10 protein-coding genes and 2 pseudogenes are annotated in these 11,628 nt (G+C 67.3%); 5 read left to right on the top strand and 7 right to left on the bottom strand.

Going from position 1 to position 11,628, the window contains the following annotated elements; all coding sequences use genetic code 11:
* The first annotated feature begins 655 nt into the window (after positions 1-655).
* Positions 656-2,056 (top strand): dihydrolipoyl dehydrogenase, encoded by a 1,401-nt coding sequence (gene lpdA / locus B141_RS0133795; RefSeq protein ID WP_020579616.1) that lies wholly within the window; start codon positions 656-658, stop codon positions 2,054-2,056.
* Positions 2,057-2,193: 137 nt separating this feature from the next.
* On the opposite strand, the pseudogene B141_RS53065 reads toward lpdA, so the two are convergent.
* The 4 genes and pseudogenes from B141_RS53065 to B141_RS0133765 form a co-directional block, all read right to left on the bottom strand.
* A pseudogene (locus tag B141_RS53065) lies at positions 2,194-2,385 on the bottom strand (tyrosine-type recombinase/integrase); the annotation flags it as partial.
* A gap of 73 nt (positions 2,386-2,458) precedes the next feature.
* Positions 2,459-2,695, bottom strand: a pseudogene (locus B141_RS53060) (tyrosine-type recombinase/integrase); the annotation flags it as partial.
* Positions 2,696-3,181: 486 nt separating this feature from the next.
* A complete protein-coding gene (locus B141_RS0133780) occupies positions 3,182-3,805 on the bottom strand; it encodes a hypothetical protein (protein ID WP_020579613.1) in 624 nt (207 codons plus the stop codon).
* A gap of 1,520 nt (positions 3,806-5,325) precedes the next feature.
* Positions 5,326-5,667, bottom strand: coding sequence for a hypothetical protein (locus B141_RS0133765; protein ID WP_237742873.1), 342 nt, complete (start codon positions 5,665-5,667; stop codon positions 5,326-5,328).
* Positions 5,668-6,426: 759 nt separating this feature from the next.
* On the opposite strand from B141_RS0133765, the gene B141_RS44210 reads away from it, so the two are divergent.
* Entirely contained in the window at positions 6,427-7,281 is an 855-nt protein-coding gene (locus B141_RS44210) for an NsdA family TPR-like regulatory protein (protein ID WP_237742872.1), read from the top strand.
* Here B141_RS44210 and B141_RS0133755 read toward each other — a convergent pair.
* Positions 7,271-7,813 carry an NUDIX domain-containing protein gene (locus B141_RS0133755; protein ID WP_040423095.1) on the bottom strand — a complete coding sequence of 181 codons (543 nt, stop codon included), beginning with the start codon at positions 7,811-7,813 and terminating at the stop codon, positions 7,271-7,273. The genes B141_RS44210 and B141_RS0133755 overlap by 11 nt on opposite strands.
* A 296-nt stretch (positions 7,814-8,109) precedes the next feature.
* Between B141_RS0133755 and B141_RS0133750 the strand changes: the two genes are divergently transcribed.
* The 3 genes from B141_RS0133750 to B141_RS0133740 all read left to right on the top strand — a co-directional run bounded on the left by B141_RS0133750 (position 8,110) and on the right by B141_RS0133740 (position 9,526).
* Positions 8,110-8,517 (top strand): VOC family protein, encoded by a 408-nt coding sequence (locus B141_RS0133750; RefSeq protein WP_020579607.1) that lies wholly within the window; start codon positions 8,110-8,112, stop codon positions 8,515-8,517.
* A gap of 40 nt (positions 8,518-8,557) precedes the next feature.
* Positions 8,558-8,920, top strand: a complete 363-nt coding sequence (locus B141_RS0133745) for a VOC family protein (protein WP_020579606.1) — start codon at positions 8,558-8,560, stop codon at positions 8,918-8,920.
* Positions 8,921-9,067: 147 nt separating this feature from the next.
* Complete coding sequence (locus B141_RS0133740; protein ID WP_026257820.1) at positions 9,068-9,526, top strand: carboxymuconolactone decarboxylase family protein; 459 nt, start codon at positions 9,068-9,070, stop codon at positions 9,524-9,526.
* A 31-nt stretch (positions 9,527-9,557) separates the two neighbouring features.
* Here the strand turns inward: B141_RS0133740 and B141_RS0133735 are convergent, their stop codons facing one another.
* Together B141_RS0133735 and B141_RS44205 are read right to left on the bottom strand one after the other, a co-directional pair.
* Positions 9,558-10,763: an ABC transporter permease gene (locus B141_RS0133735; protein WP_020579604.1), complete on the bottom strand. Its 1,206-nt coding sequence runs from the start codon at positions 10,761-10,763 to the stop codon at positions 9,558-9,560.
* Between the two features lie 2 nt (positions 10,764-10,765).
* Positions 10,766-11,623: an ATP-binding cassette domain-containing protein gene (locus B141_RS44205; protein ID WP_020579603.1), complete on the bottom strand. Its 858-nt coding sequence runs from the start codon at positions 11,621-11,623 to the stop codon at positions 10,766-10,768.
* Positions 11,624-11,628 lie beyond the last annotated feature (5 nt).

Here is an 11,628-nt window from a genome sequence, read left to right as displayed (position 1 = left end):
AGATCAGCCAGCAGCCCATCCACCACGTCCGCCGCGGTCTGCCGGGTCTCTCGACGGGCGAACAAGCGACCAACTCTGCACATCAGCTCGCCCAGTTCGGACTCCCAGCGACCGACCTCTATGCTGAGCGCAGCGGCCATCGCGGCATCTTCATCTGTTGTCTTCACAAACACAGACAATGCAGCGGTGGCCGCCCGTCGTCACGCACCGACCCGCCGACACCCAACGCCCCTACCCAGCAAGGCCGATCAGGCAAGATCACGATCTACGGCTGTAGTACTAGTGAGGTGGGGACTTGCCGCGTGAGGTCCGCCAAAGGTGTACACAATGTGAGACAAATGCCCGCCTTCTCACTATCCGACACAACCGGGTGTACGCCATTCGAGACGGCCGTCACCTCACGCGGCATCTCCCCACGAAGCACGCTGATGGAAATCGCCAGCCGGCCGGTCGCGCTGACCGGCCTCATCACCGGCGCGGCGCTCGGGCGCGGCAACCGTCGGACCTCTGCCGTACGTCGTCGTACCCGGCAACGTCGGCGACGAGGGAACGCTGACCGAGGTGCTGCGGCGGCTGGACGTCCCTCGACTGCCCTGAACGGCCGCCGGCCCGCCCGTGAAGGTGGCCGGGTGGTCAGCCTGGCTATCGTGCAAGCATGCCTACTCACTTTGACGTCGTGGTGCTTGGCGCTGGACCCGGCGGCTACACCGCCGCCGTCCGCGCGGCGCAGCTTGGCCTGACGACAGCGGTCGTCGAGGAACGCTACTGGGGCGGCGTCTGCCTCAATGTCGGGTGTATCCCGTCCAAGGCGCTGCTGCGGAACGCCGAACTCGCCCACCTCGTGGGCAAGGAGGCCGCGACGTTCGGCATCCAGGTCGACGGCGAGGTCCGCTTCGACTACGGCGTGGCGTACTCCCGGAGCCGGAAGGTCGCCGACGGGCGGGTCAAGGGCGTCCACTACCTGATGAAGAAGAACGGCATCACGGAATACGACGGCCGCGGCACGTTCACCGACCCGCACACGTTGCGGGTGGACGGGGCCGACGGCGGCAACGAGACCGTGACGTTCGACCACTGCATCATCGCGACTGGTGCGACCACGCGGCTGCTGCCCGGCACCAGCCTGAGCGAGCGGGTGGTGACCTACGAGGAGCAGATCCTCAGCGACAAGCTGCCGAGCAGCATCATCATCGCCGGCGCGGGCGCAATCGGTGTCGAGTTCGCGTACATTCTGCACAACTACGGCGTGGCGGTGACGATCGTCGAGTTCCTCGACCGGGTTGTGCCGTTGGAGGACGAGGAGGTCTCCGCCGAGCTTGCCCGGAGGTTCCGGCGCCTTGGCATCAACGTCCTCACCTCGACCCGGGTGGATTCCATCGACGACTCCGGTGAGCAGGTGCGGGTCGAGGTGTCGCGTGACGGCCAGCGCCAGACCCTCGAAGCCGACAAGGTCCTGCAGGCGATCGGGTTCGTGCCGCGGGTGGCCGGCTACGGGTTGGAGAACACCGGGGTCGCGCTGACCGACCGTGGCGCGATCGCCGTCGACCGTCGCGGGCGTACGAACGTCCCGCATCTGTACGCGATCGGTGACGTGACCGCGAACCTCATGCTCGCCCACGCCGCGGAGGCCATGGGCATTGTCGCCGCCGAGACCATCGGTGGCGCCGAGACGATGGAACTCGACTTCGTGATGATCCCGCGGGCAACCTACTGCCAGCCGCAGATCGCCAGCTTCGGGTTGACGGAGGCGCAGGCACGGGTGGCCGGTCACGACGTACGGGTGGCGAAGTTCCCGTTCGCCGCGAACGGCAAGGCGCACGGGCTCGGCGACACCGGCGGCTTCGTCAAGATCCTCAGCGACGCGAAGTACGGCGAACTGCTCGGCGCGCACCTGATCGGACCTGACGTCAGCGAACTCCTGCCGGAGTTGACGCTCGCCCAGCAGTGGGACCTCACCGTCAACGAGGTCGCCAGGAACGTCCACGCACACCCCACCCTGGGAGAGGCGGTCAAGGAGGCCATCCACGGACTCGCCGGCCACATGATCAATATGTGAGACCGCGACTCTCTGACCAGCGAAGACGTGGATTTCCGCGCCTCCGAGGGCGCAACCGGGGCACTCGCCAGCGACTCGGCAAAGAACGCGTCCATTGCCCGGCGAACTCGATCCTCGCTCGACGGCATCAAGTGCGTGTAGGTGCGCAACGTGAATCCCGCGTCGGTGTGCCCGAGGTACTCGGCGACGTTCTTGATGTCGACCCCAGCGGACAGCCATGCCGACGCCGCGGTGTGCCGCAGGACGTGGATCCCGTCCTGCCGCCCGGTGGGCGCCTTCGCCTTCCGTCTCGCGGCGAGCCAGGCGTCGTTGAACCGGTTCCTCTCCAGTGCGTTTGCCCGCGTCAGATGTGAACAGGACCTTGGCCGTCAGTGGGTCACCGCCCGGCGTCCCCCATGGCAGCGTCACCTCGGTCGGCGGGAACTCCTTGATGTGCGCTGACAGCCGCAACGCCACGGCATCTGGCAGCGGGACGGTGCGTGTCTTGTGACCCTTCGGCAGCGAGAACACGAGCTTGCCCCCGACGATGCGCACTTCGCGCTCGACGCGGACAACTCGCCTCAGGAAGTCAACGTCGTTCAGGCCGATCCCGAACAGCTCGCCCTGCCGCAGCCCGCAGCCGGTGGCCAAGAAGACCATCTCGAGCAGTCGAGCCGGCATCTCCGCCGCGACCGCGTTGACACGCTTCAGATCCCAGGGAACGACCTTCGGCCGCTCGACCCGTGGCCGGCGAACTGACCGGGCGACGCACGGGTGCCGCGCCACCACGCCGTCGTCCATCGCGGCGTTGAACATCGCCGACACCCAGCCCACGGTGTCGCGGATCGTCGTGGCGCTCAGTCCGAGCTCGGACTCCATGGCCTTGATCCAGGCTTGGATCATTGAGGGCCTGTAGTTCGCCGTCATCGGTGACCTGCGCCTCGGGACGGACAAGGAGTGACTCGATAGCTATCAGGAGGGCCTTCGCCTTGTGCTCGGTCAGGTCGGTGGCGAGCGTGAAGCCGGCTGGCACCCACGCCGAAACCTGCCGAACGTCGCGGTCGTAGTTGGCGTGAAGTTCGGCGGAGCGGTCATGGCAGGCCCGGATCGTCGCGGACTTTTTTCGAGGGTGATCAGTGGCCGAAGCTACCGATGGAGATGCCTCTCCGGATCGGCCACGAAGTCGTCCATGTCGACCCAACCGAAGCCGCCCAAGGAAAAGATCAGCTTCGCGGCGGCTGGCTGACGTTGCGCCCACTCGATCACCACCCGCAGGTCGTCGTCGGCCAGGATGTCGAGGCCATCACCCAGGTCGGCCCACGCCCCCACCCAGATCGGAGTCACGTCGTCGAGGCCGATGAAGAGGAACCCGGTGCCGGTGTCGGGCTTCCGGTTCGTCGGGGGCGTGACTTCGTAAGGCACCTCGTCAGCTCCGATGAAGCGGACCCGATGCCGGGCGGCTGGCTGTCGGGCCGCCCACTCGAACACGCCGGCCTTGTGGTGGACGGGACAGTTCAGACCCGTGTCCGAGTCCTCATCCCCGTACCACAGTGCTTCCCAGCTCGGTGGGCCCCATTCCTCGGAGGACTCGGCAACTAAGACGACTCCGGTGCCCGGCGCCGGCGCCACCACTGGCTGGATCCTCGGGTTGAGGGGCATCAGCTCGTCTGAGCCAGTGGTCAACCGATGCCGCTCTGGGTCGGCGTGCTCCTCGACCGCGTAGGCATGCAACTCAGCCTCTCTGCGGGCCCGCGCACTGTACTCGACCATCGGTGTCCTCTCAGTCTCAGCCGACAATAGAACGTGCCCCCACCCCGAGGGGTGAGGGCACGCAAGGGGCCTCAGCCGATCCAGCCGGAGTCCCAGTTCTCGTCAGCCATCTGCAACGGGAGCATGAACTTGTAGACGTTGTCTACGCGCTGCACCTTCGGCCCCTTGGTCCAGGCCCAGAACGTGCCACGGTATCGGTCGTCGCTCCACCGCCACTTGTGCCAGGTCATCCCGTAGGCGACTTTGGCGACGCCGGCGTACTGGTCGTAGGTTGGCGGCCCCCAGGTCAGCCGCACGTCCCTGGCCCGTGAAGACGGGCCGATCTTCTTGTACGTGGAGNCCCCGCCATTGTTGACCCGGCAGCCGTTGGCCTTGCAGGCGGCGGAGTAGTAGTACCGCTCGGCCTCCATGAGGCCATTCCGCAGCGTCGTGCTGTCATTCTCCATGTGGTTGACCGTCGATTTCGTCGTCCCGCCGTACAGCTTGTCGACGACCCTGACGGTCACCGTCCCGAGCTGGATCTGCCGGCCCCGGCTGTCGCGGTAGCCGTATTTGATGACGCCTTTGAACTCGGCCTCGGCGATGTTAAGGCGGTTCCAGCACCCGATGAAGATGCAGTATCCGGTCGGGCTGTAGTCCGGCTGCGGGCATGTCCAGCCGGTGTTGGGAGCGCCAGTTTCAGCGCACCCGTCCGTGGCTGCGGTCGCCGCGATGGTGGCGGCCGGGGCCATGGTCCTGCTGTCTGGCTGCCGCTCAGACGCCGCGGCACTGGTCGCCCCCACGGCTACGAGTAGGGGCACGAGTAGTGCCGCTGCGAGTAATGCTCGCTTCATTGTGAATCCCTTCGTCTCTGAACCACATGGGGGTGTTGCGATCCGGAACAAAGGAGCTGGGCAGGGCCCTCGCAGGGGGTCAGGGGGCCGAAGGCCCTGCCGGAGGTGGAACTACTGCCGGTCGGCGACCTGCTCGCCGTTAATGTGGCCGGCGCTGATGCTGTGGCCGGACGTGTCGATCTGCTCGACGTCGACGAGGTGGGAGGAACTTCCGTTACCGGGGATCATCCGTATCCTTCCTGTATGGCCCGGCCGCTATCCGGGCTGTGTGTTGTTGTGCGAGCCCCGACCCTTCGTCATTGGAGGGTCGAGGCGGCTTTTGGGTGTAGGCCCGGGGCGTCCGGGGGCAGTAGACGCCCCGGGCCTGACAGGGACCTCCAGCCCGGGGAGTGGCGAGCGGGCAGAGATCCATTCGTGGGGCCCTCAGGCGAGCGGGTGCAGCACCAACTCGGCCATGCGGGCGTGGGGGCACATCCACGGCCGTCCGCACGAGACGCACCAGGCGTCGCGCAGTGCGGGGACGGGGACGATCCGGCCTCCACCGGATCGTCAGGCGTGCCCGGTTCGGGCGGTGCGTACGTTCGAGTTCCTCGGCAAGATCGCGCATCCGGGTGCCGCCGAGTTCGCGGGTCAGGACAGCGACGGCGAGGTCGGCGTGGGTCGCCTGGGTTGGGATGACGGCGGCCATCAGAACGGCCGGGGGTCTGGTAGTAGGTGGCGCATGTAGGCGATCGCGCCGTCCAGGTCCTTGGCGGGAACGCCCCACGAGAATGACCTGAGCCATCCCCAGCGCGCCTCACCGTCGTCTCGGACAGTGCAGAACAGAGTCACCCCGGAGTCGTGCGGGAGCTTCGGGTTCCGAGCGTGGACTCCCCAGCCGCGCATCGTGTCGTAACTCAGGTCTACGTGCCAGCCCATCTCGTCCGCCACGCGGTCCCTGAGCTTCTGTGCCCACTGTTCGCTGATCGCGTCGTTCGCCTCCAGGCGCCGACGGACTCGGGCCCCTGCCTCGCTGTAGGTGATGCCCACGGAAACCTCCCCCATGAGGCGCGGCGTCGTCGGCTGCGCCCTCACGTTCGGCGACGAGTTGAGCGACTTCGCCGGCCACCTTGTGAAGGGGTCGCCACCACACGCTCTTTGTCCACGACACGACAACACCCCATTTCCTGTCGCTGCATAAGGCGGGAATACGGGGAGGGGGAGTGCACGGGGGGAGCGGGTTTTCGGCAGCTGATGGCAGCGCAGGCGCAGATCGTGCCAAGCTGCACATCTGAGTCCAGGAGGACAACGATGGGACGTTGCCCGAAGCAGCCCAACCGCGTACTGGCCGAACTCGTCGAGGAGGCCGGGCTCACCCATAAGGGGCTTGCCCGCCGTGTCGTCGAACGCGGTCGTGCCATCGGCCACCAGCTGAGCTACGACCACAACTCGGTTCGGCGGTGGCTTGAAGGAGAGCAACCCAGGCCGCCCGGGCCGGGTCTCATTGCGGCCGTACTCAGCGAGGCACTCGGCCGCCGAACAATGCCTTCCGATTGCGGAATGCACGCTGAGGGTCAGCAGGCAGACCTAGGGCTTGAATTCCCCCTGAGCTGGACAGAAGGCGTGGACACGGTAACGGCGTTGTGGAGAGGTGACGTGGAGCGCCGAAAGGTCTTGACCGGGATCGCCTACGCGGTCGCGGGTTACACGGCGGCGTCGATGCGGTGGCTTACGCTCCCTGGCCCAGACCAGCCCGCCTCATCTGGGCGGCGAAAGGTCGGCCATTCTGATGTTGATGCCCTACGGTCCATGACGGGCAGCTTCCGGGACTTGGACAACCGCGTCGGCGGTGGGCGGATCCGACAGACAGTCGTCCAGTACCTCCACAGTGAGGTGTCCCCACTCCTACGCGGCCGCTATGTCGAGCAGGTCGGCCGTCAACTGTTCTCGGCCGCGGCCGAACTGACGAAGCTGGCCGGTTGGATGGCCTACGACGAGGAAGAACACGGTCTCGCCCAGAGGTACCTCATCCAGGCACTTCGGATGGCACGGACCGCGAGTGACCACGCTCTCGGAGCAGAAGTCCTCGCCGCGATGAGCCACCAGGCCACCTACATCGGCCGACCCGGCGATGCCGTCGACCTGGCCCGCGCAGCCCAGATCGGTGCACGAAAGGCAGGTCTGGCAGCACTAGAGTCGGAGTGCCACATCGTGGAGGCTCACGGGCACGCGGCCCGTGACGATGCCGCGGCCTGCGCGGAAAGCCTTAGATCCGCGGAGAAGGCCTTCGAACGCTCCGAGGCGACGGCGCCGGAATGGCTGACGTACTTCGACGAGGCGTATCTGTCAGCGAAGTTCGCCCACTGCTTCCGTGAGCTCTCCGACAACCGCCGGGCCGGCTTCTACGCGGAACGATCTCTGAACATGTCCGACGGCTACCGTCGGGGCCGGGCGTTCAACCTCTGCCTGCTCGCGTCCGCTCGTGCTGCCGAGGAGCCGCTGGAAGCGGTACGCATCGGTGATGAGGCCGTCAGCATCGTTGAGGGACTTTCCTCGCGGAGAAGCCTCAGCTACCTCCGAGACCTGCGGCACCGACTCAGCCCGCACGACAGTCTGGCTGAGGTTGGCGACTTCCGCAGGCGCGTCGCGGCCCTCACGGTGTGAGTGTGAGTGCTCGATAGATCGCGACCACGGTGGCCGCACCGACGATTTCGCCGGTCTCGATCATCTCCGCCGCTTCGGTCAGTGGTATCCAGCGGACGGCTTCGGCTTCGTTGATGTCCGGATCGGTGTCCACGCGGTCCGCGCCGCGGGCCAGATAGATCTCCTGTGGCTGGTCGAGTGAGCCGATCGATGGCTGGAAGCTCACCAGCTTCGTCATCGTCCGGGGTCGCCAGCCGGTCTCTTCTTCGACCTCTCGGGCCGCCGCAGCGGCGACGTTCTCGGCGTGGTCGACGTAGCCGCCCGGCAACTCCCACACCCACTGGTCAACGATGAAGCGATGCCGGTACATGAGCAGGGCACGCCGTTGATCGTCGAGGACGAGGGTCATCGCGCACCGGGGCATGCGGGCGACGTACTGAGTGAAGCGCGTGCCGTCCGGCAACTCCACATCGACCGTTGACAGCCGGATGTGTCGGTTCTCATCCACGACTCGCTCGCCGTGGATCTTCCATTGCGATCGCGCAGAACTCACCGTCGGACGATACCCGAAGATACGATTCCAGTGAATCTGCGGACAACTCGAGCGACGTCCCCGACGCTGCGGCATGATCTACGGCACGCCCGGGGCGGCCACCTTCGCCACCCGCCGGCCGCGCCCGATGGTGGTGGGCGGAGGTGTCGGAACGGCCCTACCTTCCTCACGTGCAGGCGGTCCGCTTGGATCGTGGGTGTCTCCCCGTCCGGCCGGCGGGCGATCAGTCTCGTCGGCCTGGGGGTGCTTGGTGCCAGACTTCCTTGCATGCGGGCATACCCGAATTGCAGGCACAGATGAATTCGACGTTGCGCGAGATTTCTCATGTTCAGCTACCGGTCGCCAATACCGCGGACGCGGTGGCCTGGTATTGCGCAAACCTTGGCTTCACCTGCCCCAACGGCTACCGCACCGATCTGGCGATACTGAGACTCCCGTCCGGGCCGACGTTGTTTCTGTGGCAGACCGACGCCGACACGACCGCGAACTTCGACAAGAACGGCGAAGTCATGCCCGCCGTCGGCTTCGAAACTGAGGATATCGGCGGTTTGCGGTCGCACCTCGAGTCGATCGGCGCGCCTATCACGACCTGGCACGTCGATCCGGGCGCAGGTACCTTCCTGAAGTTCCTTGACCCCTGGGGAAATCTGCTCGTCGTCCACCAGGATCCCCGACCCCAGGTAGGCATGGCCGCGTCGAACTGAGCTAAGGGCGTGGCCCCTTCGTCGCGGGTAGCCTGAACGAATGTTCCGTGATGGCTTCCCGATTCTCTCGACACCAGACCTTGGCCGGGCGATGCGCTTCTACAGCGAACAGCTCGGTTTCCAACAGGTGTATGCCTTTCCGGCTGAAGGGGAGCCGGAGTTCGTCACGCTCGCGCTCGGGCCACTCACGCTTGGGCTCGGCAAGGACACCGAAGCCCCGCGCGGCCGCCACGTCGCGCTCTGGTTTTACACCGACGACGTTGATGAGGCGGTCGGTCGGCTCCGTGCGGCGGGCGTTCCCGTCATCCAGGAACCCCAGGACACGCCCTGGGGCGAACGCGTCGCCACAGTCGCCGACCCTGACGACAATCCCGTGCATATCGGTGCGGTGCGAGAAGCCTGAATTTCTCGGACCGGCGACGGCTGACCTGTCGGCCAAGCTCGCCGCACACCCGGTGTCACGCGATCGGCCGCTGTCTCGTCCTCCTGGCGATCGATGAGGGTGCCAAAGCCGCGAAGGCGCGTCACCCGCGGACTGTCAGGAGGATCAGTGCAGGCACGAATGAACATCGCCGAGATCGCGCCGGAAGCGTACAAAGCCATGCTGGGTGTCGAGGCGTACGTACATAACAGCCCGCTCCCGCACAGCACGCTCGTGTTGGTGAAGCTGCGCGCCAGCCAGATCAACGGGTGTGGCTTCTGCGTCGACATGCACAGCCACGACGCCAAAGCGGCCGGCGAAAGCGACGAGCGGCTGTTCTCGGTCGCGGCCTGGCGCGAGGCGCCGTACTACACCGACGCCGAACGAGCGGCACTCGCCCTCGCGGAGGAGGCGACCCGGCTGAGCGACCGCGGTGAAACGGTGCCGGATCGCGTGTGGGACGAGGCCGCCCGCCAGTTCGACGAACCCACACTGGCCGCGCTGGTCGTGGCGATCGCGGCCATCAACGCCTGGAACCGCATCTGCGTGACGACCCGGCAGGTCGCGGGTTCCCGTCGCAAGGGCTGAATCGCGTCACCGGGTCACAGCGGCACAGGGGTCACAGGGACCACAACGCCTGGGTGGGTGGCATCCGCGCCGCCCGGAGTGCGGGGATCAGCCCGGCAACAGCTCCGATGAGGATCGTGGCGGCGAACCCACCCGCCCAGGCGACCGTGGGGATGACGATCGACCAGTCCTTGGTGGTGGCATAGATGGCGGTCGCGGCGACCCCGGCCGCGACGCCGGCGGCGCCGCCAAGGACGGCGAGCAGGATGGCCTCGGCGAGGAACTGGATGCGGATGTGCCCTCTGGTGGCGCCGAGGGCTCGCCGCAGTCCGATCTCGGGCCGGCGTTCGAGGACCGAGATGACCATGGTGTTGGCGACACCGATCGCGCCCACCAGCAGCGCCACGGCCCCCAGCCCGAGGAACAACGAGTTGAAGGCGCTCTGCGCCGCCGCCCGGGCGACCAGTGCGTCCGAGGGCTTACTGACATTGACCTCACTCGGAGCCTGAGGGTTGGCGGTGGCGCCGAGCACGCCGTGAACGGCGTCCACCTGGCTGGTGTCCGCGCGTACGTAGATGGTCGAGGGGTACCCGCCGAACCCGAGGTACCGCTCGGCAGCGGGGAACCCGACCAGCACGGCGGTGTCGATCTCCGGGGCGAGCACCCCGGGACGCAGGATCCCGGTGACGTAGAACCACTGGCCACCCACCCAGATCCGCTGGCCCACCCGGATCCGGCCGATCCCGAGGCGTTCCGCCGCGGCGGCACCGAGCACCGCGACCGGCTCGCGGGCCGTGGCCGCGTTGAGGTACCGGCCCTGCGCCAGGCTGGTGCCCGCAGCGCGGGGCAGGTCAAGGCTCGCCGCCTGGACCGACAACCCGTTGGAGTTGATGGCGGGGATCAGCGGACTGCGGTACGCCTTCGCGGTGGTGACGCCGGTCTGCTGGACCTGCGTGACGGGCCCGATGCGGCTGATCATGCTGGGCGCCTGTTTGGGGAGTTCGGCCGTATCGCCGAACATCGTCTTGCCGGTGGTGACCGTGAGCAGGTTCGTGCCGAGCCGGTCGATCTGCGCCAACAGGCCCGCCTGCGACGACGACGACAGGCCGAGCACCGCCACGAGGGCGGCCACGCCGATCGCGATACCGAGGGCCGACAGGGCCGCGCGCACCTTGCGGGTGCGTACGCCGACACTCGCCACCCGGCCCAGGTCGGACGGCCGTAATCGTCGTACGACAGGAGCGATGAGACCGGTCATGCCTATCCCCTCCTGGCGGCGGTGGCTGGAGACGCGGCGGTGGCTGGAGACGCGGCAGCGGCTGGAGACACGGCGGTGGCTGGAGACGCGGCAGCGGCTGGAGAAACGGCGGTGGCTGGAGACGCGGCAGCGGCTGGAGAAACAGTGTCAGGCTTGGCGGTGTCCGCGACGATCCGGCCGTCGAGCATGTCGACCTGGCGGGGTAGGTGCGCGGCGATCTCGCGGTCATGGGTGATCACGAGGATGGTCGTCCCCCGATCGTGAAGGGCGTGGAGGAGGGCGAGGATCGACTGGCCGGTGGCGTGGTCGAGATTGCCGGTGGGTTCGTCGGCGAGGACGATCGCGGGTCGGCCGATCAGGGCTCGTGCGATGGCGACGCGCTGCCGCTGGCCCCCGGAAAGTTGCGTCGGTCGGGCGTGCAGCCGCTCGCCGAGTCCTACGGACGACAGCGCCTCGGCGGCGAGTTCGCGACGCTGCCGGTACGGCGTTCCGGCGTACAGCAGTCCGTCGGCGACGTTGTCGAGGACGGTGGCGTGCTCGGCGAGGAAGAACTGCTGGAAGACGAACCCGATCCGGGTCGCCCGCAGTCTGGCCACCTGCCGGTCTGTCATCGCCGAGGCGTCGAGTCCGGTGAGGAGCACCCGACCGGTGGTGGGCCGGTCGAGAGTTCCCATCAGGTGCAGGAGCGTGGTCTTCCCCGATCCGGACGGGCCGACGATCGCGACGAGTTCGCCCTGCCGGACGGTCAGGCTCACACCCCGCAGCGCGGTCACAGGCGGCGTGCTCGGATAGGTCTTCGTCACGTCCCGGAGTTCGAGCACCGGCGCGGTGGCAGTGCCCGTCATGCCTGGGGCCGTCATGTCAG

This window comes from Actinopolymorpha alba DSM 45243 (assembly GCF_000373925.1).
Classification (GTDB): domain Bacteria; phylum Actinomycetota; class Actinomycetes; order Propionibacteriales; family Actinopolymorphaceae; genus Actinopolymorpha; species Actinopolymorpha alba.
The sequence above is the reverse complement of the archived record's forward strand: the minus strand, read 5'-3'. Positions and strand labels throughout refer to the sequence as shown.